This window comes from Streptomyces sp. SID8374, from assembly GCF_009865135.1.
Classification (GTDB): domain Bacteria; phylum Actinomycetota; class Actinomycetes; order Streptomycetales; family Streptomycetaceae; genus Streptomyces.
Genome location: NZ_WWGH01000001.1, coordinates 2316460 through 2339719 on the forward strand (window position 1 = coordinate 2316460; position 23260 = coordinate 2339719).

The window sequence follows — 23260 nt, forward strand, 5'->3', positions numbered from 1 at the left end:
CAGCCCCGAAGGAGGCGGCCCGCATGGAACTCGCCGAACTCGTCGGACTGCGGCCCTTCCCGGCCGCCGGTCTGCTGCTCGGCCTCACCCGCCGCTGCCCCCTGCGCTGCCGGCACTGCTCCACCGGGTCGGACCTGACCGTGCGGGAGGAGCCGGACGCGGGCCAACTGCTGCACTTTGTCGACTCGTTCACCGCCGAGAACCGCCCGGACGTGGTCATGCTGACGGGCGGCGAGCCGCTGCTCCTGCCCACGCTCGTCGGTGAGCTGAGCTTCCTCGCCCGCCGCGCCGGATCGCGTACGGCGGTGCTGAGCGGGATGTTCTTCGCCCGCTCCCAGGAGATCCCGCCCGCGATCCTGCGCGCGATCGCCCAGGTCGACCACTTCTCCGCGAGCCTGGACGTCCACCACGAGCGGGAGGTGGCGCGCGCCGACGTGTTCCGGGCGCTGCACCGCATCCGGGAGTCGGGCATCCCCGTCAGCTTCCACCTCACGGGGACCGGGGCGGACGATCCGTATCTGGCCGACATCACCCGGGCCATCGACAGGGAGTTCGGCGGCCGGGTGCCGTCGCTGGTCAACGAGGTGCGGCCGTTCGGCCGGGCCGCCGCCTGGGCCCGGCCCGCGCGCAGCGGCCCCGACCCGTCGGCGGCGGCGCCGTGCTCGATGGCCGCCTGGCCGGTGGTCGCCTTCGACGGTACGGTGCTGGCCTGCTGCAACCAGGACACGGTGGACCGGCGCCCCGCCCCCGCCCATCTGGACCTCGGGCACATCGGCTCCGACGACTGGGAGACGGTACGCCGACGGGCCCTGGAATCCCCGGTGTTGCGCATGATCCGCACGGTCGGGCCCGCCCATCTGGCCGCCCGCTCCGGCGCCGGACCCCACGCGGGCTCCTACTGCGACGGGTGCCGGGCCCTGGGCGGCGACGAGGCGGTGGCGGCCGGGGCCCGTGCGGTGGCGGCGGGACCGGCGGGTGCGCTGCTGGACCTGGCCGCCGCGCGGCGCGGTGCGCGGGGCGGGCCGGAGGGGGTCGTACGGCGGCACGGCTGCTCGGCGTACGCGCCACTGGTGGGCGCCCGGAGCACCGGGAGCGCCCCGTGAGCATCATCTGGACGAGCACAGCGGCCACGGCCACCACCGTCTCAACGCGCCTGCGTACCAAATTGCTGCTGCTGGAACCGGAGTTCCGGGGTGCGACGGCTCATATGTGGCGTGCCGAGGGGCTGTTGGAGCGCTACCGGGCCTACCTCTGCACCATGCACGCCGTGATCCGGGCCTCCGTACCGCTGATGGAGCTCGCCCTGCGCCGCGCCTCGGACGCCCCCGGCGATCCGCTGTCGGAGCCGCTGGCCGCCTATCTGGTGGAGCACATCCAGGAGGAGACCGGGCACGACGCCTGGCTGCTGGAGGACCTGGTCGCGGCGGGCGCGGACCCCGGGGACGCGCTCGGTCCGCTGCCGCCGCCGGATGTGGCCTCCCTCGTCGGCCCGCAGTTCTACTGGATCGAGAACCACCACCCGGTGGCCCTGCTCGGCTACATCGCGGTGCTGGAGGGGTACGCGCCCGCCCCCGGGCTGACCGGCCGCATCGCCGCCCTGACCGGGCTGCCCGCCGCCGCCCTGCGGACCTTACGGGAGCACGCGGCACTGGACACGGACCACCTGGACGAGCTGTACGCGCTGCTGGACCGGCTGCCGCTGACCCGGGACCAGGAAGCGGCCGTCGCGGTCAGCGCGCTGCACTCCCTCGACGCGCTCACCCGGCTGTTCGTCCGGCTCGGGCGCTCCGCACCGGCGCCGTCGCTGCGGGGAGCCGGACCCACCTCACCGACGGGAGTCACCCCATGACCGGACCGCCGCAACCACCACCCACCGATCCCGAACAGCGCCCCACGGAGGCCGTGTTGTACGAGGCGGGCTTCCCCGTGGACCTCCTCACCGAGGAGCAGCGCCAGGTGCTGGGCGAGCTGTCACCGCAGGAGCTCACCCTGCTGCTGGACGTCAAGAGCCGGCTGGACGCGGTGGGTCCCGAGGTCCAGGCCCACGGCGAGATCGCGGGTGGCGCGCTGTTCTAGGCCCCAGCGGCGCCAGGGGCGTCCGCGCCAGGACGGGGGTCCGGCGCGGGCGCCCCGGGGCCGGATCAGCCACCGCCCCCTTCTTCCGAGGCGAGTTGGACCAGGAGAGTTGAGGACCCGCCATGACCTGCCCCTCGTGCCGACAGGAGCTTCCCTCCACGGCCCGGTTCTGCTCGTCCTGCGGGACGCCGTGCGCCGGTCCGGCCGTCGCCGCCCCCGCACCCGTGCCGCCACCGCCTGCCGAGGACGAACGCAAGCCGGTGACTGTGCTGTTCTGCGATCTCGTGGGCTCCACCGCCCTGTCGGGGGTGCTGGACCCGGAGACGCTGCGCACGGTGACCCTGCGGTACTTCGAGGCGATGAGCGAGCAGATCGTGGCGCGCGGCGGCACCCCGGAGAAGTTCATCGGGGACGCGGTCATGGCCGTGTTCGGCGTGCCGGTGGTCCGGGAGGACGACGCCCGGCGGGCCCTGGCGGCGGCGCTCGGGATGCGCCGGGCGCTGGACGCCCTCAACGAGGAGCTGCACGCCTCGCTCGGCATCCGGCTGACGACCAGGGTCGGGGTCAACACCGGTCAGGTGGTGGCCGGTTCGGATGCCACGGCCCGGCAGGCGCTGGTCTCCGGCGAGGTCGTCAACATCGCCGCCCGCCTTGAGCAGAACGCGGGCCCGGGCGAGATTTTCATCGGCCCGCAGACCCTCCTCGCCGCCGGCCCCACGGTGCGGGCCGAGCCCACGGGCCCGCTCCGGCTCAAGGGCAAGCGCGAGAGCGTGGAGGCGTACCGGCTGCTGGCGCTGGGTGCGGACGACCCCGAGCTGCTGCGCCGCTTCGACGCCCCGTTCGTCGGCCGCACCACCGAACTGGGCGCGCTGACAGGGGCGTTGGCGGAGTCCGTACGGGAGGACCGCCCCGTTCTGCTGCGGGTGACCGGCGAGGCGGGCATCGGCAAGACCCGGCTGGTACGGGAGTGGCTGGCGCTCCATGGCGGCGCGGGCTCCTTCACGTACGGGGCGGGCCGCTGCCGCACCTACGGGGACCACGGCACGCTGGCTCCCCTCGCCGACGCCGTACGCTCGCTGCTCCCGCCCGCCCACGCCCCCGGGGACGAGGCGGTCGAGGACGCGATGGCCCTGCTCACCGGGGGCCTGCTGCGCGACGGCACGCCCAACGCGCCCTTCGAGGACATGTGCGCCGCGCTGACCGTCGTGCTGACCCGCACGGCCCGGACCCGGCCGGTGGTCCTGGTCCTCGACGACTGGCATGCGGCGGCGCCCCTGCTGGTCCGGACGGTGGACCGGCTGACGGGCGGGTCCGGGCCCGCCCGCACCCTGGTCATCTGCGCGGGCCGCCCGGAGGAGGAGCCGGCCGACGGGAAGCAGGGGCACCTCCAGCTCACCGGCCTCCCCCGCGAGGAGGCGGCCCGGCTCGCGGCCGGTCTCGCCCGGATCGACGGCCGCCCCGCCCCGGCCGACGACCGGCTCCTGGCCCGTTCCGAGGGCAACCCGCTCTACCTGGAGCAGCTCCTCATCGACGACCGGGCCGCCGCCCCGGCCCCGGAAGGGGAGCTGCCGCCCACCCTCCAGGCCCTGCTGGGCGCCCGGATCGGGGCGCTGGCCCGGGCCGAGCGCGGGGTGGTGGACCTGGCCGCCGTGATCGGCCGGGAGTTCGCGGCGGCGGAGCTGGTGCGGCTGGAGCTGGCGGTGCGGACGGCGGAGCGGCCCGGATCAGCCCTTCCCGCCGCCCCCCAGGACCCCGGCCGCGTAGACGAGGCGCTCGCCGCGCTGGCCCGGCGGCGGCTGGTGGAGCCCGCGCCCTCCGGGGACGGGGAGTCGTCCGCGTACCGCTTCAGCAGTGGCCTGGTCCACGAGGTCGCCTACGCCTCGCTCTCCAAGCGGGCCAAGGCGGAGCGCCACGCGTGGGCGGCCGAGCTGCCGAGCGTGGAGCGGACCGGGGACGGCGCGGTCGGCGGCCATCTGGAGCGGGCCTACCGCTACCGCGCCGAGCTGGGGCTGCTGGACGACCGGGCCCGGTCGCTGCGGGACCGCGCCGCCGCCGCGCTGGGCCGGGCCGGTGCGCAGGCCGCCGCCCGGTCCGACCTGCACTGGGCGCACGGGCTGCTGGAGCGGGCGGTGGAGCTGCGGCCGGACGCGGCGCGCGCGGTGCTGGGGCTCGGTGAGGTACGGGTGGCGCTCGGCCGGACCGAGGAGGGCGCCGAACTTCTGCGTACGGTAAGGGATTTGACCACCGCCCCCGTGGAGTCCGCGCACGCCCGCCTGGCGCTGGCGGTGCTGGACCCGGCCGCGCGCCCCGGTCCCGCCGCCACGGCCCGCGCGGTGCTGCCGGTCTTCGAGGCGGCCGGGGACGCGGTGGGCCGGGCCCGCGCCCACCTCCGCCTCGCCCAGCAGCTCCAGCAGTCGGGCCGCCACGAGGAGGCGGAGCGCGACCACGCCCGGGCCCTGGAGCACGCGGTGGCGGCCGGGGCGGAGCCGGAGCGGGCCGGGGCGCTGGGTGCGATCGGGATCTCGCTCTGGCGCGGGCCCGTCCCGGTGCCCGACGCGGTGGAGCGGTGCCGCGCCCTGCTGGCGGCGCACGGCTCCGGCCGGCCGACGGTCCGGGTGACGCTCAACTGCCCGCTGGCCGTGCTGTACGGGCTCCAGGACCGGGCCGACGAGGCGTACGCGTGCCTGGCCGAGGCCGAACGGCTGGCCGGGACGCTGGGGTTCGCGGAGGCGGAGGTGTTCCTGCCGGTGTTCCGGGCGACGGTGGAGGCGCTGCTCGGCCGGGAGGCGGAGGCCCTGGCCCTGCTGGTTCGGGCCGACGCGGCGGCCCGGCGGATGGGCGCGGCGGGGATGCGGACGGCGCTCGCGCTGGACGCGGCCCGGCTGGAGCTGGACGCGGGGAGCGAGGACCGGGCGGTGGAGTGGCTGGCGGGCATCGGTGACACCTCGGCGCTGAGCCGCGCGGACGCCGTCGACCTGGAGGGGCTGCGAGCCCGGCTGGCGGCCACCGCCCGCCCGGACGAGGCGCTGCACCACGCCGACAGGGCCCAACGCGCCTCCCTGCTCACCGACTCACCGCTGGTCCAGGCCTCCGCCGAACTGGACCGGGCCCGCACGCTCGCCGCCCTCGGCCGCACGGCTGACGCGGTGGCGGCGGCCCGGAGCGCCGGGCAGCACTTCGCGGACAAGGGGCACCTGCCGGGAACCCGCCGGGTGGCGGCCTTCCTCAGGACGCACACAGGACCCACAGCCATGGCCACGACGAGCACGACGAGGGAAGGGAGCTGACCGATGGGCGCCACGGAGACCACGGCGACAGCCGGGACGAGGGCCGCGCCCGGGCAGGGCCTCACCTGGAGCCTGCGCGGGCGCGGCCCCGAGGACGTGCCCGTACTGGGCGACCCGGGGCCACCGGGCGGGCACCCCGCCGGGCCCGCCCTGGGGCGCGGCGTACGCGTCTGCGTCGTGGACTCGGGGGTGGAGCGCGACCATCCGCTGGTCGGCGAACCGGCCGCCTCCTGGGTGGTCGTCAAGGACGGGGAGAGCGGCGAGATCACGGTGGAGCCGACGACCACCGGCGACACCTGCGGCCACGGGACCGCGTGCGCGGGCATCATCCGCCGGACCGCGCCGGAGTGCGAGATCCACAGCGTACGGGTGCTGGGCGAGCGGTTCTCCGGCACCGGGGACATCCTGATGGCGGGGCTGCGCTGGGCGGTGGAGCAGCGCTTCGACGTGGTGAACCTGAGCCTGTCGACCACCCGCACCCGGTTCGCGCAGGAGCTGCACTCCCTCGCGGACAGCGCCTACTTCGCCCGTACGGTGATCGTCGCCTCGGCCCACAACACCCCGGTGGAGAGCTTCCCTTGGCGGTTCGCCTCGGTGATCTCCGTCGGCAGCCACCAGGAGGACGACCCCGACCTCCACCTCTACAACCCGTCCCCGCCCGTGGAGTTCTTCGGGCCGGGCCAGAACGTCACCGTGCCGTGGCTGGGCGGCCGGACGATCCGCACCACCGGGAACAGCTTCGCCACGCCGTACGTCGCCGGGCTCTGCGCCCGCATCCTCTCGGCCCACCCCCGGATGACGGCCTTCCAGCTCAAGAACGCCCTTTATCTGTCGGCGGCCAATGTGCGGCACGAGCCGGCCGCCGCGCACCCGCGTCCCTCAACAGCGGCAGGAGACAACCGCGATGACTCCGAAGACTGAATCCGCCCCCACCGCCTCCCCGTTCACCCCTGCCGACGCGCCCCGCGGCGAGCTGCTCCAGTCGGTCGTCGACGTGGCCCGGGCCATCTTCGGCGCGGCGGCCAGCTCGGTCCTCCTGCTGGACGAGGAGGCGGACGAGCTGGTCTTCCAGGCGGTCTCCGGGGAGGGCCAGGAGTTCCTGGTGGGCCGCCGGTTCCCGGCCGGGCGGGGCATCGCCGGCTGGGTGGCGACCTCGGGCGAGCCGATGGTGGTGGACGACCTGGCCGACGACCCGTCCTTCGACCGCTCGCTGGCCGAGTCGACGGCGTATGTCCCGAACTCTTTGATGGCGGCCCCGCTGATCAGCGACGCCCGCGTCCTCGGCGTCCTGGAGGTGCTGGACGCGTCCCCGCAGGCCCGGTCCGGCGTGCGGGAGCTGGACCTGCTGGCGATGTTCGCCCGCCAGGCGGCGGCGGCCCTGCGGGTGGTCACCCCGGAGCCGGTGGCGCCGGTCTCCCCCGGGCGGGCGCTGGCGGGCGCGGAGCGCGAGGACGCGCTGCGGCTGCTCGGTAGCCTGGAGCAGGTGCTGCGGGGCACCGCATAGGGGCCCGCACGGCGGGCAGGAGCCGGGGGAAGGCGCCGGACCCGCTCCCGCGCGGCCACGATGGAAGGACACGCACGTGAAGCTCGCTTTCTCCACTCTCGGGGTGCCGGGGATGCCGGTGGCCGAGGTCGTACGGCTCGCCGCCGAGCACGGTTACCGGGGCGTGGAGCTGCGCGCCCACCCCGAGGAGCCCGTGCACCCGGGGCTCTCGTCGCTGGAGCGGGCCGATGTGGTCGAGGCGTTCAAGGCGGCCGGGGTGGAGATCCTGACCGTGGCCGGGTACGTCCAGGTGGCGTCCGAGGGCGACGACGAGGCGGTCTCCGCCGAGCTGGCCGAGCTGGTGAAGCTGGCCCGGGACCTGGGCGCGCGGTACGTCCGGGTCTTCCCCGGCGGCGGCGACCAGGACCCGGCGGACGCCGACGCGACGGCCGCCCGCCGCCTGGGTTCGGCCGCCCCGGCCGCCGCCGACATGGGCGTGAGCATCCTCCTGGAGACCCACGACACGCACCGCGCGGGCGCCGACGTGGCCCGGATCGTGGGCACGGTCGGCCACCCCAGGATCGGCGCCATCTGGGACGTCCTGCACACCTGGCTGTCCGGCGAGGAGCCCTCCGCGAGCCACGCGGTGCTGGCCCCGCACCTCGGCTACGTACAGGTGAAGGACGTCGCGTCGGCGGACGACCTCACCCCGCTGCCCCTGGGCGCGGGGGTGCTGCCGCTGGCCGACTGCCTGGAGCCGCTGGCCCCGGAGACGTGGGTGTGCTGGGAGTACGAGAAGCGCTGGCACCCGGGTGCGGCGGAGCTGCCGGGGCTGCTGAGCGCGGGGCGGGAGCACTTGCTGCGGCTGGGGGCGCCGAAGGGGTAGGGCGCGGGGGTGGGGGCGTCGAAGCGGTGAGCCGTACGGTTCCGGGCGCCGATGAAGTCGTACGCCGCCCCCGCCCTCCTCCCAGCGACGTCAGCGCCACCCCGCCCACCAGCAGCACCGCCGCGCACCACCGCGGCGGGCTCACCGACTCGCCCAGGAACAGGGCGGCCGAGGACATCCCGAAGACCGGGACCAGCAGGGTGAACGGGGCCACGGACGAGGCCGGGTGGTGGCGGAGCAGGAAGCCCCAGGCGCCGAAGCCGAACACCGTGCTGACCCAGGCGATGAACAGGATGATCGCCACCCCGCTCCAGTCCAGCGCGGCAAGGGCCGCCGCGTCTCGGTCCCAGCCCTCGAAGAGGAGGGAGAGGCCGAGCAGCGGCAGGACGGGCACGGCGGAGACCCAGACCATGAAGGCGAGCGCGTCCGGCGGGGCGGCCCGGCGGGTCAGCACATTGGAGACGCCCCAGCAGGCCGCCGCCGCGACGACCAGCACGAACGCCAGGAGCGGCCCGCCCGCGCCTTCGTCCACGGCGGCCGCCCCGATGCCCGCCAGCGCGATCGCCATGCCCGCGACCCGTGCCCGGCCGGGGCGTTCGGAGAGGGCGAGGGCGGCGAACAGGGCGGTGAAGACGGCCTGGACCTGGAGGACCAGGGAGGAGAGCCCGGCGGGCATCCCCTGGTCCATCCCGATGAACAGCAGCCCGAACTTCCCCACCCCGAGCGCGAGCCCCACCCCGATGACCCACTTCCAGGCGACGCCGGGCCGCCCGACCAGGAACACGGCGGGCAGGGCGGCGGCGAGGAAGCGCAGGGCGGAGAAGAGCAGCGGCGGGAAGTGGCCGAGGCCGACCTCGATCACGACGAAGTTCACGCCCCAGACGGCGGCGATCAGCACGGCCAGGGCGATGTGGAGTGGACGCATGGACCGAGCTTCGGACAGGGCGACCGTGTAGCACCAGCGCGGATTTCTTCATGGTGGAATTGAGCGCTGCTAACGAATCCCCTCCCCTCCCCACGAGGTCACGGTGCTCGATCTGTCCCGGCTGCGCGCCCTGCACGCCGTCTTTGTCCACGGTTCCGTCGCGGGCGCCGCCACCGCGCTGGGCTACACCCCGTCCGCCGTCTCCCAGCAGATCACCAAGCTGGAGCGGGAGACCCGGACCACCCTGCTGGAGCGGCGGGGCCGTGGTGTCTCACTGACCGAGGAGGCGCTCCATCTGGTGGACGCGGCCCGGCAGTTGCTGGCCATCGTGGAGCGGACCGAGACGGTGCTGGAGGAGCGCCGGGGGCTGCCGACGGGCCGGCTGACCGTCGGCGCGTTCGCCTCGGCGGCGCGCGGGCTGCTGCCCGGGGTGCTGGCGGAGCTGGGCCGGGACCATCCGGCGCTGGACGTGCGGCTGGACGAGGTGGACCCGCACCTCTCGGTCGACCTGGTGGCCAAGGGCGTCATCGACCTGGCCGTCGCCCATGACTGGGACATCGCCCCGCTGCCCGCCCCGGACGGCCTGGCCCAGGCGGTGATCGGCCTGGACCGGTGCGATCTGCTGGTCCCGGCGGGCCATCCGCTGGCCGGGCGGGAGGCGGTGCGGCGCGAGGAGCTGGCGCGGGAGCGGTGGATCTGCCAGCCGCCGGGAACGGTGTGCCACGACTGGCTGACCCGGACGCTGCGTACGGCGGGGTACGAGCCCGACATCCGGCACCGGGCCGAGGAGAACCACACCCAACTCGCCCTGGTGGCGGCCGGACTGGGCGTCGCGATGATCCCCCGGCTCGGGCGCGGGACGCTGCCGGCCGGGGTGGTGGCGGTGCGGCTGGACCCCGTACCGGAGCGGCGGCTGTACGCGCTGTGGCGTACGGAGGCGGCCCGGCGCCCGGCGATCACGGCGGCGGTCTCCGCGCTCCAGGCCCATGGGGCGGCGGCCGGGCTGGAGTGAGCACCGGGGGTCGCCCGGGGCGGACCACCCCTTCGCGCGCGTGTCGTTCCCGGTCCGCTCCCGCCCTCTTGACCGAAAGTTACTTTCCCTATATCCGTATCATCTTGGAAGTTTCTTTCAGCCAGGGAAGGAGCTCACGTGCCCCACCGCACCTCACGACGCACCCTCCTCACCGCCACCGCCGCCGCCACGGCCGCCGCGGCCACCGGCGTCCTCCCCCTCGCCGCCACCGCCTCCGCGCACCCCACGAACCCCTCCACCGACCGCCGGCTGCGGCGGATCATCGCCGGGATGAGCCTGGAGGAGAAGGTCGGCCAGCTCTTCGTGATGCGGGTCTACGGGCACTCCGCCACCGACCCCGACCGGGCCGACATCGACGCGAACCTCAAGGAGATCGGGGTCCGTACCGCCGCCGAGCTGGTCTCGACCTACCACGTCGGCGGGATCATCTACTTCTCCTGGGCCCACAACACCCGCGACCCGCACCAGATCGCCGACCTCTCCAACGGCATCCAGCAGGCCGCCCTCACCACCCGCTCCCGCATCCCGCTGCTCATCTCCACCGACCAGGAACACGGCATCGTCTGCCGCGTCGGCGCGCCCGCCACCCTGCTGCCGGGCGCGATGGCCCTCGGCGCGGGCGGCTCGCGCTCCGACACCCGGCGGGCGGCCTGGATCGCGGGCGCCGAGCTGGCCGCGCTCGGCATCAACCAGAACTACGCGCCCGACGCCGACGTCAACGTCAATCCGGCCAACCCGGTCATCGGCGTACGCTCCTTCGGCTCCGACCCCGAGTCGGTGGCCGAGCTGGTCGCGGCGCAGGTGAAGGGGTATCAGAGCGCCGGGGTCGCGGCCACCGCCAAGCACTTCCCCGGCCACGGCGACACCAGCACCGACAGCCACACCGGGCTGCCCGTCATCGAACACACCCGGCAGGAGTGGGAGGAGCTGGACGCGCCGCCGTTCCGGGCGGCGGTCCGGGCCCGTATCGACTCGGTCATGACCGCGCACATCGTGGTCCCGGCCCTCGACCCGTCCGAGGACCCGGCCACCCTCTCCCGGCCGATCCTCACCGGCATCCTCCGCGAGGAGCTGGGCTACGACGGGGTGGTGGTCACGGACTCGCTCGGCATGGAGGGCGTACGCACGAAGTACGGCGACGACCGCGTCCCGGTCCTCGCGCTGCTGGCGGGGGTGGACCAGCTGCTCAACCCGCCGAACCTCTCGGTCGCGTGGAACGCTGTCCTGGAGGCGGTCCGGGGCGGCGAGATCAGCGAGGCCCGGATCGACGCGTCCATCCTGCGGATCCTGCGGCTCAAGACCAGACTGGGCCTGTTCCGCGACCCGTTCGTCAGCGGCCGGGAGGTCGACCGCACGGTCGGCATCCGCAAGCACCTCCTGGACGCCGACCGGATCGCCGAGCGCACGACGACCCTGCTCGCCGACCCCGGCGCCCTGCTCCCGCTCTCCCGCCGCAGCCGACGACGGCTGCTCGTGGTGGGCGCCGACCCGGCCTCCCCGTCCGGTACGACGGGCCCGCCGACCACCACGCTGGCGGGCGCCTTCACCGAACTGGGCTTCGGCACCACGGCGTTGTCCACCGGCACGGCCCCGGACCAGGCGAAGATCGCCGAAGCGGTCGCCGCCGCACAGGGCAGGGACGCGGTGGTCGTGGCCACGTACAACATCACGGCGGGCAGCACCCAACTCGCCCTCGTCGACGCCCTCGTGGCGACAGGCGTCCCGGTGGTCGCGGTCGCGATCCGCAACCCGTACGACGCCGCCCACCTCACCGGCCGGGGGGTGGCCGCGGTCCTGGCGTCCTACTCCTGGACGGACGTCGAACTCCGCGCCGCCGCCCGGGTGATCGCGGGCCGCTCCGCTCCGGAGGGCCGGCTCCCGGTCCCGGTCCAGCGGGCGGACGACCCGGCGCGGGTGCTGTACCCGGTGGGCCACGGGCTGTCGTACTAGCGGCTGCCGCCAAAGCGTTGTGCCCGCCGGCTCCTGTCACGGAATCGGCGGGCACAGGCGGTCGCTCACGGGCGCAGGATGCCCTCCGCGCGCTCCACCTCGCCGTTCAGCTGGTCCAGCCTCGTGTCGAACTTCGCCAGCGGCTTCGCCTTGCCCGGGTCCGCCTGGACGGCCGCCGGGGCGACGCCCGCCCAGCGCTGGATCGCGGCGGTGGCCTTCGCCTTCTGGTCCTCCGTCAGGCCGGAGATGCGGGCGCCGTGGTTGCCGTCCGGCACGGTGTAGATGTAGCTGTCCTTGGCACCGCGCCCCAGGTGGAAGGGCTCAGCACGCCAGGGGTCGTTCTCCCCGTAGACGTACAGCATCTGGTGGGCGTTGTTCCGGACCCAGCTGTCCACGTCCCGCATCGCGCCCCGGTCGAACGTCATCGGGATGGAGCGGGGCACGAAGTTGCGCGGGGCCTGGTAGCCGTAGCGGCTCAGATTGCCGAGCCAGGGCTGCTTGATGTCCGGCGATCCGAGCTGGGTGCCCGCCTGGTAGTAGTACGGGGTGTACGTCTCCAGGTCCTGGTCGGAGTAGAACGAGAAGCCGGAGACCGAGTCGACGGCGTCCCAGATCACCTCGTCGGTGGCGTTCTTGGCGTCGGCCGGGACCTCGGCGCAGTCCGCGAGCAGGCTGTACTGCCAGAACGTCCAGATGTAGTCCATGACAGCGGCCTCGTAGGCCCGGTCGAGGGAGCCGAGGGTGTCGAAGGTGAGGCCGTTGGCGGTGGCGTACTCCTTGAACTTCTTCTGGAGCGGGGCCCGGCGGATCAGCGCCTCGCGCTGCACCGCCTGGAGCTTGTCGCGGCACTCCTTGGTTCCGACGTTCCGGAAGAACCGGTCGTACGCGGAGTCCTCGTGGTCGACGACATCGTTGGGCGCCACGTACGCGACGACGCCGTCCATGTCCTTCGGGTAGAACCGCTCGAAGTACGTGGCGGTCATACCGCCCTTGGAGCCGCCGGTGGCCAGCCACTTCTTCGGGTAGATCTTCTTGAGCGCCGTGAACACCCGGTGCTGGTCGCTGGCCGCCTGCCAGATGTCGAGTTTGGTCCAGTCGGCGGGGGCCGGGCGGGACGGGGTGAAGAACCGGTACTCCAGGGAGACCTGGTTCCCGTCGACGATCTGCGTCGGCTCGCTGCGGCTGGGGTTGGTGGAGACGTTGTAGCCGCTGGTGGCGAAGACCGTCGGACGGGCGGTGTCCTTGTGCAGCACGGTGATCCGCTGCTGGAACGTGCCCTTGGACGGGCGCCGGTGGTCGACCGGCTGGGTGTAGTTGAGGACGAAGTAGCGGTATCCGGCGTAGGGCTTCTCCTCGATCAGGCTCATCCCCGGGATCGCCAGGATGCGGTCCTTGATGTCCTCGTTGCCCGCCTCGCCGCCGCGTACGGCGGTGGCACCGCTCCGCTTCGCGTCCGGTTCCGCGGCGGTGGCCGCACCGGCCGAGGCTCCCGCCGCTCCCACCGTGCCGATCAGCACCGCGAGCGAGAGAACCCCTGTGAGCGCCTTGCGCATGCACCCTCCCCTTGATTCACAACAGTCGCCGTGAACTTAGCGAGGGCAACGCACCGGGCGCCAGACCCAGTTGCGCGTGTCCTGATTCCTCACGCGTTTCCCTTACGCGTTTCTTCACGCGTTTTCCTTACGGGTCCTACGGCGCGGTCAGCACAGGATCCAGCCGGTGGAGGCCGACTTCCCGGCGACCGTTCCGGTGGCGCGGACGCAGCGGTTGAGGGCGTTGACCGTCACCGGACCGGCCATCTGCGTGAACGAACCGCTGTCCCTGACCACATGGCCGCCGCGCGGCTGGAGCGTGACGCTCATCGCCCGCCGTTTGCCCGGCTTCTTGGCGACGGCGACGGCACACGCGTGGGCGCGGCTCTTGTAGACGCGCAGCTCCCCCGTCGCGAACGCGACGGTCTTCGCGGGCCGGCCGGAGCAGCCGGGCGCGGCCTGGGCCGCGGTGGCCGGGGCGCCGATGAGGAGCACGAGACCGGCCAGCAGCGGTACGACCAGGAGGCGCGCCGCCACCCCCTCGCGTCGGGACCGCCGCTGCGGTCTCCGGGTTCCCGCCGCCGTATCGAACACTTTTGCCCCCACCTGACGTCTGTACGCACCTGAGCGTCCCTGCCTACGACGCAGCAGACCCCTGGGAGGTTGCACGGGCGGGTCGGTGCAACCTCCCAGGGGTCCGCTCAGACGCCCGCCGGCTCGTCCTCCCCTATGCCCTCGCCGATGTCCTCCCCTATGAAGGTGCGCCACAGCCGGGCGTACCGCCCGTCCCGGGCCAGCAGCTCGTCGTGCGTGCCGTCCTCGGCCACGCGCCCCTGGTCCATCACCACGACCCGGTCGGCGCGGGCGGCGGTGGTCAGGCGGTGGGCGACCACCAGCGTGGTGCGGCGGCCGGTGAGCCGGTCGGTGGCCTGGTTGACCAGGGCCTCACTGGCCAGGTCCAGGGCGGCGGTGGCCTCGTCGAGGAGCAGGATGTCCGGGTCGACGAGCTCGGCGCGGGCGAGCGCGATGAGCTGGCGCTGTCCGGCGGAGAGGTTGCGGCCGCGCTCGGCGACCTCGTGGAGGTAGCCGTCCTCCAGGGTGGCGATCATGTCGTGCGCGCCGACCGCGCGGGCGGCGGCCTCCACCCGGGCGTCGGTGGCGTCGGGCAGCCCGTAGGCGATGGCGTCGCGGACCGTACCGGGGAAGAGGTACGCCTCCTGGGGGACGACGCCGAGGCGGTGGCGGTAGGCGGTCATGTCGAGGCGGCGCAGGTCCGTGCCGTCGGCGGTGACGCGCCCGCTGGTGGGGTCGTAGAACCGGGCGACCAGCTTGACCAGGGTCGACTTGCCCGCGCCCGTCTCGCCGACGAAGGCGACGGTCTGGCCCGCCGGGATGCGCAGGTCGACGCTGGTGAGGGCCTCCTCCTCGTCCCCGTACGCGAAGGAGACGTCCTCGAAGGCGATCTCGCCGCGCAGGGAGAGCACGTCCAGCGGCTCGTCCGGGTCGGCGGTGGAGGTGGGCTCGCGCAGCAGCTCCTGGATGCGGCCCAGGGAGACGGTGGCCTGCTGGTAGCCGTCGAAGACCTGGGAGAGCTGCTGGACGGGGGCGAAGAACAACTCGATGTAGAGGAGGTAGGCGACCAGGGCGCCGACGGTCAGCGTGCCGTTGTCGACCCGGCCCGCGCCGACGATGATCACGGCGGCCGCGGCGATCGAGGCCAGCAGCTGGACGAACGGGAAGTAGACCGAGATCAGCCACTGGCCGCGCACCCGGGCCTGGCGGTAGCTGTCGCTCCGCTCGGCGTAACGGGCGGCGCCGTCGTGCTCGCGGCCGAAGGCCTGGACGATGCGGAGACCCGAGACGGACTCCTGGAGGTCGGCGTTGACCCCGCTGATGCGCTCACGGGCCAGTTCGTACGCCTTGACGCTGCTGCGGCGGAAGAAGAAGGTCCCGACGATCAGCACGGGCAGGGTCGCGAAGACGACCAGGGCGAGCTGGATGTCCAGGACCAGCAGGGCGACCATGATGCCGAAGAAGGTGACGACGGAGACGAACGCGGTGACCAGGCCGGTCTGGAGGAACGAGGAGAGCGCGTCCACGTCGGTGGTCATCCGGGTCATGATCCGGCCGGTCAGCTCGCGCTCGTAGTAGTCGAGGCCGAGCCGCTGGAGCTGGGCGAAGATCTTCAGGCGGAGCGAGTAGAGGACCCGTTCACCGGTGCGGCCGGTCATCCGGATCTCGCCGGTCTGGGCGACCCACTGGACGAGCACGACGGCCAGGGCGATCCCGGAGGCCGCCCACACCGCGCCCATCGCCACCTGGTTGACGCCCTCGTCGATCCCGTACCGGATCAGGACCGGCAGCAGCAGGCCCATCCCGGCGTCGACGGCGACGAGCCCGAGGCTGATGAGCAGGGCGGCCCCGAAGCCGCGCAGGAGCCGGCGCAGCCCGTAGGAGTCCTCGGACCGCACGGCCCGCGCCTCGTCGACCTGCGGGGTGTCCGTGGCGGGCGGCAGGGCCTCGACCTGGGCGAGCAGCTCGGGGCTCGCGGGCATCCCGGCGACCGAGGAGTCCCGCTCCTCCTCCTTGCGGATCCACAGCTCGGGCGTGATGCCGCGCTCGGCGTCGAACTCGGCGTCCAGCTCCCGCTGGAGGGCCCGGTCGCCGTCGGGGTCGGCCTCGCCGTGCGTCGGCCGGTGGCCCGGGGACGTACCGCCCAGCTCGTCGGGGTCGGTGAGCAGGCGGCGGTAGAGCGGGGAGGTGCGCTCCAGCTCGGCGTGGGTGCCGATCGCGGCGAGCTTCCCGCCGTCGAGGACCGCGATGCGGTCGGCGAGCTGGAGGGTGGAGCGGCGGTGGGCGATGAGGAGGGTGGTGCGGCCCTCCATCACCTGCTTGAGCGCCTCGTGGATCTCGTGCTCCACGCGGGCGTCGACGGCGGAGGTGGCGTCGTCGAGGAGGAGGAGCCGGGGGTCGGTGAGGATGGCGCGGGCGAGGGCGACGCGCTGGCGCTGGCCGCCGGAGAGGGTGAGGCCGTGCTCGCCGACGGTGGTGTCGTACCCGTGGGGCAGCTCGGTGATGAACCCGTGGGCCTGGGCGGCGCGGGCGGCCTGTTCGATCTGGTCCTGGGTGGCGTCGGGGAAGCCGTAGGCGATGTTGGCGCGGACGGTGTCGGAGAAGAGGAAGCTGTCCTCGGGGACGAGCCCGATGGCGGCGCGCAGGGACGCCTGGGTGAGCTCGCGGACGTCGTGGCCGCCGATGAGGACGGCGCCGTGGGAGACGTCGTAGAAGCGGGGCACGAGGAGCGAGACGGTGGACTTGCCGCTGCCTGAGGCGCCGACGATCGCGAGGGTCTCGCCGGGTTCGACGGTGAGCGAGAAGCCGTCGAGGACGGGGCGCTCCTCGTCGTAGCCGAACCGTACGTCGTCGAACTCGATCCCGGCCGGGGCGTCGGCGGGCAGCTCCTTGGTGCCGTCCTGCATGGAGGGCTCGGTGTCGATCAGCTCCAGGACACGCTCCACACCGGCGCGGGCCTGCTGGCCGACGGTGAGGACCATGGCGAGCATCCGGACCGGGCCGACGAGCTGGGCGAGGTAGGTGGAGAAGGCGACGAACGTGCCGAGCGTGATCTCACCCCGGGTCGCCAGCCAGCCGCCGAGCGCGAGCATGGCGACCTGGCCGAGCGCGGGCACGGCCTGGAGGGCGGGGGTGTAGCGGGAGTTCAGCCGGATGGTGCGCAGCCGCCCGGCGAAGAGCCGCCGGCTGACCTCGCGGAGCTTGCCCGTCTCCTGGTCCTCCTGCCCGAACCCCTTGACGACCCGCACCCCGGAGACGGCCCCGTCGACGACCCCGGCGACGGCGGCGGCCTGGCCCTGGGCGTACCAGGTGGAGGGGAAGAGGCGCTTGCGGGAGCGGCGGGCGATGGCCCAGAGGGCGGGGGCCACGGCGAGGGCGACGAGGGTGAGCGGCAGGGAGAGCCACGCCATGATCACCAGAGACATGAGGAAGAGCAGGACGTTCCCGATGGTCATCGGGAGCATGAACAGCAGCCCCTGGATGAGCTGGAGGTCGCTGGTGGCGCGGCCGACGACCTGCCCGGTGGAGAGCTCGTCCTGCCGCTTGCCGTCCAGCCTGGTGATCGTTGTGTACATGTCCGTACGCAGGTCGTGCTGGACGTCCAGGGCGAGCCGGCCGCCGTAGTAGCGGCGGATGTAGGTGGCGATGTAGACGAGGACGGCGGCGCCGAGGAGGAGGCCGGTCCAGACGGCGAGCGAGCGGGTGTGGTCGGTGACGACGTCGTCGATGATCACCTTGGTGATCAGCGGGACGAGCGCCATGACGGCCATCCCGGCGAGCGAGGAGCCGAGCGCGAGCACGACGTTGCGCCGGTACCGCCACGCGTACCCGGTCAGCCGTCGGCCCCACCCCTGTTGCTCTGCGCCCGTCACGCGTTGCCTCCCGGCTCTTCTCCGCTGATCCATCTGTTCTGCCTGTCGCGGCTGTCGCGCCTGATCTTCCGGAAGGCACCAACACGGCGGGGGGCGGATTTCATCCCTCCGCAACAAACGGCGCCCGGGGAGCCGGGTCAACGCGGGGCGCTCCCATCACTCGTGCGGCGGACTTCCCGCCCGCTTCGGCAGGTTATACACTGCCGGATATATACGCTCCTCCATATAAAAGAACCCTTCATCATCGAGATCGAGCCGGAGGTCCGACCGCGGCTGACGAATCTGTCGGCGAGTGACTACGAGCGGGCGGCCCACGCGGCGGGCAGGCCGGCGCGGAGCGCGACCACGCTGGACGAACCGCACTCGCGGTTCATCGGGACGGAGTGCGGGAGCTCAGGTCCGAGATGGGGCGCAATCGTGAGGCCGTACGAATTTCGTACTGGCTGGCGCCCGGGCGCCGGGGCGTTCTGCTGACCGTCTTCCGCAAGACACGGCAGCGCGAGAAGGCGGAGATCGCTCGCGCCAGGCGCGCCAAGGCGATCCGCGAGTCGGAGCGCGAGCCCGCCCACGGCACATTCATCCGCGATGTCTAGACGCGACGTCTGGAAAGGAAGAGCCACATGGTGAGTCACGCACAGTGGAAGCTTGCCCGGGACCGGAAGGTCGCCGAGAGCATCTCGGAGGGTGAGGACAGCGCCGAGAGCGCGGAGCGCGTGCGGCGCCGCAGGGAACTCGATCTGGCCTGGGATCTCGGCCAGGCGGTCTACGACCGTCGTACGGCGCTGGGGCTGGCCCAGACCGAGCTGGCGCGACGCGCGAACATGTCCCAGCCACAGGTCTCGAAGCTGGAGCTCGGTGGCTCCATGCCCACCGTGCCCCTGCTGGCCCGGCTCGCCCGGGCGATGGACGCGGACTTCAGCCTGCGGCCCGGTGCGGAGGACGTGGTCCGGGTCTCCTTCATCCCGCACACGGCGGCCGGGGAGGAGGCAGGCGCGGAGCCGCCCTCCCAGGAACGCGCGTCCGCGTCCGCCCCCGAGGCGGAGGCGGACGCGAGCGCGGAGAGGGCGGCGGCAACGGGCTGAGGGAGCCGGGCACTGTAAGCCACGCGGCCTGCCCCGGGCCCTGCGGCCGCGCGACGTACCGACGCGCGACGTACAGACGCACGGCCTACCGACGCACGAACTACCGATGCGCGACCTACAGATGCGTCGGCTCGAACATCCGCAGCAGGGCCGGGAGCACGACGACCGACGGTCCCGGGGCCGTCAGCGCCTTGCCCAGGTCCGCGGCGAGCGACTCCGGTGTCGTACGGACGGCCGGTACGCCGAAGGACTCGGCCAGGGCGACGAAGTCCGGGCGGGACAGCTCGGTGCCCGTGGTCTCGCCGAAGGCGCCCGTCATGTACTCGCGCAGGATGCCGTAGCCCCCGTCGTCGACGATCAGCCACGTCAGCGGCAGGTCGTACTGGCGCGCGGTGGCCAGCTCCGCGATGGAGTACATCGCCCCGCCGTCGCCGGAGACCGCGAGCACCGGCGTCGTCGGGTCGGCGGAGGCGGCGCCGATGGCCGCGGGGAAGCCGTAGCCGAGGCCGCCCGCGCCCTGGGCCGAGTGCATGGTGTTGGGGCGCCGCGCGTCGAACGCGGACCACGCCCAGTAGGCCAGGATCGTCATGTCCCAGAAGCTGGGCGACCCGTCGGGCAGCGCCTCGCGTACGGCGTCGAGGACCCGCTGCTCCAGGGTCAGCTCCTGGGCGTCGATCCGGGCCCGTACCTTCTCCAGCACCGTACGTACGCGCTCCGCCGCCCCCGCGTCCTCGCGCGGCTCCACGGCCTCCAGCAGGTCGGACAGCGCCTCGCGGGCATCGGAGTGGATGCCGAGCGCGGGGTGGTTGGACTCCAGCTTCCCGGCGTCCGCCTCGATCTGGATGACCCGGCCGCGCGGGCGGAAGGTGTGGTAGTTCGAGGAGAGTTCGCCGAGCCCCGAGCCGACGACGAGCAGGACGTCCGCGTCCTCCAGGAAGTCGGTCGTGTGCCGGTCCTCCAGCCAGGAGCGCAGCGACAGCGGGTGCTCCCAGGGGAAGGCGCCCTTGCCGCCGAAGGTGGTGACGACCGGCGCGTCGATCTTCTCGGCCAGCGCGCGCAGCTTGCCGGAGGCGTCGGAGCGTACGACTCCGCCGCCCGCGATGATCACGGGCCGCTCGGCGTTCGACAGCAGATGGGCGGCGGCGATGGTCAGCTCGGGGCGCGGGTACAGCTCACGCGGGGTGGCGTCCATGGCGCTGACGACGGGGAGAGTCGTCTCGGCCAGCAGCACGTCCTGCGGGATCTCCACCCAGACCGGCCCGTGCGGGGCGGTCAGCGCGGACTCCCAGGCGGCGGCGATCGCGGACGGGATCTGGGACGCCGCCCGCACGGTGTGCACAGACTTCACGATGTCCCGGACGGAAGCCTGCTGGTCGCGCAGCTCGTGCAGATAGCCGTGGCGCCCGCCGCCGAGCCCCGCCGTGGGGATCTGGCTGGAGATCGCGAGGACGGGCGCGGAGGCGGCGGCCGCCTCCTGGAGCGCGGCGAGCGAGGTGAGAGCACCGGGCCCGGTGGAGAGGAGCAGGGGCGCCACCTCGCCCGTGATCCGGCCGTACGCGTCGGCGGCGAACCCGGCGTTGTTCTCGACGCGGAGTCCGACGTACCGCAGCGAGGAACGGCGCAGCGCGTCGAACATGCCGAGCGCGTGCTGACCGGGCAGACCGAAGACGGTGGTCGCGCCGAGCCCCTGGAGCGACTCGACGACGAGGTCACCGCCGTTGCGCCCGGGCGGCGGGTTCAGTACGGCGGCGGCCTGCGCGGCGGTGAGCTGCGGCCGGTCGTCGTGGTCGTGGCTCACTTGGCGTCCTTGGGTGCCTTCGCCGCCGCGATCTGGCGGGACATGATCGTCGTCAGCTCGTACGCGGTGTGGGAGGCGGCCACGGAGGTGATCTCGGCGTGGTCGTACGCGGGCGCCACCTCGACCAGGTCGGCGGAGACCAGGTGGCAGGAGGAGAGGCCACGGAGGATCTCCAGCAGCTCGCGGGAGGTGAGGCCGCCGGCCTCGGGGGTGCCGGTGCCGGGGGCGTGCGCCGGGTCGAGGACGTCGATGTCGATGGAGATGTAGAGCGGCCGGTCCCCGATGCGCTGGCGCAGCTGGTCGGCGATCTCGTCGACGCCGCGCCGCATGACGTCGGCGGAGGTGACGATGCCGAAGCCCATCTTCTCGTCGTCGGTCAGGTCCTGCTTGCCGTAGAGCGGGCCGCGGGTGCCGACGTGGGAGAGGGCGGAGGTGTCGAGGATGCCCTCCTCGACGGCCCGGCGGAACGGGGTGCCGTGGGTGTACTCGGCGCCGAAGTAGGTGTCCCAGGTGTCCAGGTGCGCGTCGAAGTGGAGCAGGGCGACGGGCCCGTGCTTCTTGGCGACGGAGCGCAGGAGGGGCAGGGCGATGGTGTGGTCCCCGCCGAGGGTCATCAGGCGGGCGCCGGTGTTGAGCAGGTCGTCTGCGGCGGCCTCGACGGTCTCCACGGCCTCGTTGATGTTGAACGGGTTCGCCGCGATGTCCCCGGCGTCCGCGACCTGCGCGAGGGCGAACGGGGACGCGTCCTGGGCCGGGTTGTAGGGGCGCAGCAGCCGGGAGGCCTCACGGATGGCGTTGCCGCCGAAGCGGGCGCCGGGCCGGTAGGAGACCCCGCTGTCGAAGGGCACGCCGACGACGGCGACATCGGTGCGCCCGACCTCCTCGAGCCGGGGCAGCCGGGCGAACGTCGCGGGCCCGGCGTACCGCGGGACGCGGGAGGAGTCGACGGGGCCGCGCGGCGATTCGTTGCTGCTCATGGGGGGGTGTGCCTTTCGTTTCAGGATTCGTACAGGTTTCGTACGGTGCCAAGTGTGCGGGCATTCCAGCCCGCCCGGCGATTGAGGGCGTCTTTGGGCTCGGCCAACCAAGTCCGGCCACCCTCAGCCCGCCCGGCGATTGAGGGCATCTTTGAGCGCCCGGGTCCGGCGCGAGGGTTCCGTCCTCAAACGCCGGACGGGCTGGATTCGCGCCCCGCCAGCCGCTCGCGCCAAGCCGCCAGCACAGCCGCGTCCGTAGGCGGCGTGGCCAGCGAGACGACGACGTACACGGCCAGCGACGACAACAGCCCGTAGTAGATCGGCTGGTTGGCGAGGATCCCGTAGTACGCCATCAGCCCGACCACCGCGACACCTCCCACGCACACCGCCGACAGCGCGCCCGCCGCCGTCCCGCGCCGCCACAGCAGCCCGCCCAGGATCGGCACCAGGAGCCCGCCCACCAGCAGGTTGTACGCGACGGTCAGCGCTTCGACGACATCGTTCAGGACGATGGCGATCAGGATGACCGCAACCCCCATGATCAGGATGAACGCCCGGTTCCCCTTGACCTCGTCATGCGGCTCATCACCGTCACCGCCCCCGCTCCGCACCACGGCCCCCCGCAACCGCGACCAGATGTCGTTGTTGGCGACGGTCGCGCAGGCGATCAGCGCACCGGACGACGTCGACATCACGGCGGCCAGGGCGGCGGCGAGCACCAGCCCCCGCACCCCCATCGGCAGCTCGTCCTTGACGATGGTCGCGAAGGCGGCGTCCGCGCTCGCCAGGTCCGGGTACATCACCTTGGCTGCCGTGCCGATGACGGCTCCGGCGATGGCGTACACGAGGCAGTACGTCCCCGCCACCGTCCCGCCCCACCGCGCCGTGCGGTCGCTGCGCGCGGTGAACACGCGCTGCCAGATGTCCTGCCCGATGAGCATGCCGAAGGTGTAGATCAGGACGTACGTGAAGATCGTCTCGCCGCCGATGCCGAGCGGGTCGAAGTATTCGGTGGGCAGCTGCGCCTTCATCTCGCTGAAGCCGCCCGCCTTGACGACCGCGATGGGCAGCAGGAGCAGCAGCACCCCGATGGTCTTGACGACGAACTGGACCATGTCCGTCAGCGTGATCGACCACATGCCGCCGAGCGTCGAGTACGCGACGACGATGGTGCCGCCGAGGACGATGGCGACCGTGCGGTTCACGTCGAAGAGGACGTCGAAGATGGTGGCGTACGCGATGGTCGAGGTGACCGCGAGCATCAGGGTGTACGCCCACATGACGACGCCGGAGATGATCCCGGCCCGCCCGCCGTAGCGCAGGTCCAGCATCTCGGAGACGGTGTAGACCTTCAGCCGGGCGATGCGCGCGGAGAAGAAGATGGAGAGCGCGAGGAGCCCGAGGCCGATGGTGAAGACCATCCAGGCGCCGGAGAGCCCGTACTGGTAGCCGAGCCCGACCCCGCCGATGGTGGACGCGCCGCCGAGGACGATGGCGGCCATGGTGCCGGAGTACATCCCCGGCCCGAGACGGCGGCCCGCGACCAGGAACTCGCTCTTGGACTTGGCGCGGCGCATGCCCCACCAGCCCATGGCGAGCATGCCGGCCAGGTAGACGACGATCACGGCGTAGTCGACAGCCATGGGCTTCCCTCCGTCTCGCGCAACAGATGCAGTGCGGGTGCAGGCGCTGGTTCAGCTGCTGGTTCAGGTGCGAGGAAGACGGTAGGTGGCCGAAAGGCGGCGTTGAAGTGTACGTTTCCTCCACTCTCACCGCCGAGAACGGA

General features: G+C 73.2%; 16 protein-coding genes and 2 pseudogenes. 11 read left to right on the forward strand and 7 right to left on the reverse strand.

From position 1 onward, the window contains the following. Positions 1-23: 23 nt before the first annotated feature. From GTY67_RS10245 to GTY67_RS10275, 7 genes are all read left to right on the forward strand, one after another. On the forward strand, positions 24-1103 hold the full coding sequence (locus tag GTY67_RS10245) for a radical SAM protein (protein WP_161278458.1): 1080 nt from the start codon (positions 24-26) through the stop codon (positions 1101-1103). Between the two features lie 104 nt (positions 1104-1207). Continuing rightward, positions 1208-1849, forward strand: a complete 642-nt coding sequence (locus GTY67_RS10250; RefSeq protein ID WP_237502744.1) for an iron-containing redox enzyme family protein — start codon at positions 1208-1210, stop codon at positions 1847-1849. After that, on the forward strand, positions 1846-2076 hold the full coding sequence (locus GTY67_RS10255) for an aroma-sacti cluster domain-containing protein (RefSeq protein ID WP_161030305.1): 231 nt from the start codon (positions 1846-1848) through the stop codon (positions 2074-2076). The genes GTY67_RS10250 and GTY67_RS10255 overlap by 4 nt, the downstream gene beginning before the upstream one ends. 122 nt (positions 2077-2198) lie before the next feature. Continuing rightward, on the forward strand, positions 2199-5363 hold the full coding sequence (locus GTY67_RS10260; protein WP_161278459.1) for an adenylate/guanylate cyclase domain-containing protein: 3165 nt from the start codon (positions 2199-2201) through the stop codon (positions 5361-5363). 3 nt (positions 5364-5366) lie between these two features. Continuing rightward, a complete protein-coding gene (locus GTY67_RS10265) occupies positions 5367-6284 on the forward strand; it encodes a S8 family serine peptidase (RefSeq protein ID WP_093688439.1) in 918 nt (305 codons plus the stop codon). Beyond that, positions 6268-6867: a GAF domain-containing protein gene (locus tag GTY67_RS10270; RefSeq protein WP_093688441.1), complete on the forward strand. Its 600-nt coding sequence runs from the start codon at positions 6268-6270 to the stop codon at positions 6865-6867. Before GTY67_RS10265 ends, GTY67_RS10270 begins: the two co-directional genes overlap by 17 nt. A 76-nt stretch (positions 6868-6943) precedes the next feature. After that, the gene (locus GTY67_RS10275; RefSeq protein ID WP_093688443.1) at positions 6944-7732 is read left to right on the forward strand and encodes a sugar phosphate isomerase/epimerase family protein; all 789 of its coding nucleotides are present in this window, start codon (positions 6944-6946) and stop codon (positions 7730-7732) included. A gap of 145 nt (positions 7733-7877) precedes the next feature. Here the strand turns inward: GTY67_RS10275 and GTY67_RS10280 are convergent. After that, a pseudogene (locus GTY67_RS10280) lies at positions 7878-8657 on the reverse strand (EamA family transporter); the annotation flags it as partial. Between the two features lie 103 nt (positions 8658-8760). On the opposite strand from GTY67_RS10280, the gene GTY67_RS10285 reads away from it, so the two are divergent. Then, the gene (locus GTY67_RS10285; protein ID WP_093688445.1) at positions 8761-9669 is read left to right on the forward strand and encodes a LysR family transcriptional regulator; all 909 of its coding nucleotides are present in this window, start codon (positions 8761-8763) and stop codon (positions 9667-9669) included. Between the two features lie 138 nt (positions 9670-9807). Then, the gene (locus GTY67_RS10290; protein ID WP_093688447.1) at positions 9808-11640 is read left to right on the forward strand and encodes a glycoside hydrolase family 3 protein; all 1833 of its coding nucleotides are present in this window, start codon (positions 9808-9810) and stop codon (positions 11638-11640) included. A 65-nt stretch (positions 11641-11705) separates the two neighbouring features. On the opposite strand, the gene GTY67_RS10295 is transcribed toward GTY67_RS10290, so the two are convergent. The 3 genes from GTY67_RS10295 to GTY67_RS10305 all read right to left on the reverse strand — a co-directional run bounded on the left by GTY67_RS10295 (position 11706) and on the right by GTY67_RS10305 (position 17617). Further along, positions 11706-13193: a S28 family serine protease gene (locus GTY67_RS10295; RefSeq protein WP_161278460.1), complete on the reverse strand. Its 1488-nt coding sequence runs from the start codon at positions 13191-13193 to the stop codon at positions 11706-11708. 147 nt (positions 13194-13340) lie between these two features. After that, entirely contained in the window at positions 13341-13709 is a 369-nt protein-coding gene (locus tag GTY67_RS10300) for a hypothetical protein (protein ID WP_093688451.1), read from the reverse strand. Positions 13710-13873: 164 nt separating this feature from the next. Next, positions 13874-17617: an ABC transporter ATP-binding protein gene (locus GTY67_RS10305; protein WP_343238660.1), complete on the reverse strand. Its 3744-nt coding sequence runs from the start codon at positions 17615-17617 to the stop codon at positions 13874-13876. Positions 17618-17842: 225 nt separating this feature from the next. Between GTY67_RS10305 and GTY67_RS10310 the strand changes: the two are divergent. Together GTY67_RS10310 and GTY67_RS10315 are read left to right on the forward strand one after the other, a co-directional pair. Further along, a pseudogene (locus GTY67_RS10310) lies at positions 17843-18210 on the forward strand (type II toxin-antitoxin system RelE/ParE family toxin). A 27-nt stretch (positions 18211-18237) separates the two neighbouring features. Continuing rightward, positions 18238-18699: a helix-turn-helix transcriptional regulator gene (locus GTY67_RS10315; RefSeq protein WP_161278462.1), complete on the forward strand. Its 462-nt coding sequence runs from the start codon at positions 18238-18240 to the stop codon at positions 18697-18699. 115 nt (positions 18700-18814) lie between these two features. On the opposite strand, the gene GTY67_RS10320 is transcribed toward GTY67_RS10315, so the two are convergent. The 3 genes from GTY67_RS10320 to GTY67_RS10330 all read right to left on the reverse strand — a co-directional run bounded on the left by GTY67_RS10320 (position 18815) and on the right by GTY67_RS10330 (position 23117). After that, a complete protein-coding gene (locus GTY67_RS10320; RefSeq protein ID WP_161278463.1) occupies positions 18815-20497 on the reverse strand; it encodes a thiamine pyrophosphate-binding protein in 1683 nt (560 codons plus the stop codon). Further along, positions 20494-21474: an agmatinase gene (speB, locus tag GTY67_RS10325; protein WP_161278464.1), complete on the reverse strand. Its 981-nt coding sequence runs from the start codon at positions 21472-21474 to the stop codon at positions 20494-20496. Before speB ends, GTY67_RS10320 begins: the two co-directional genes overlap by 4 nt. Positions 21475-21659: 185 nt before the next feature. Then, positions 21660-23117 carry a sodium:solute symporter gene (locus GTY67_RS10330; RefSeq protein WP_161278465.1) on the reverse strand — a complete coding sequence of 486 codons (1458 nt, stop codon included), beginning with the start codon at positions 23115-23117 and terminating at the stop codon, positions 21660-21662. Positions 23118-23260: the final 143 nt, after the last annotated feature.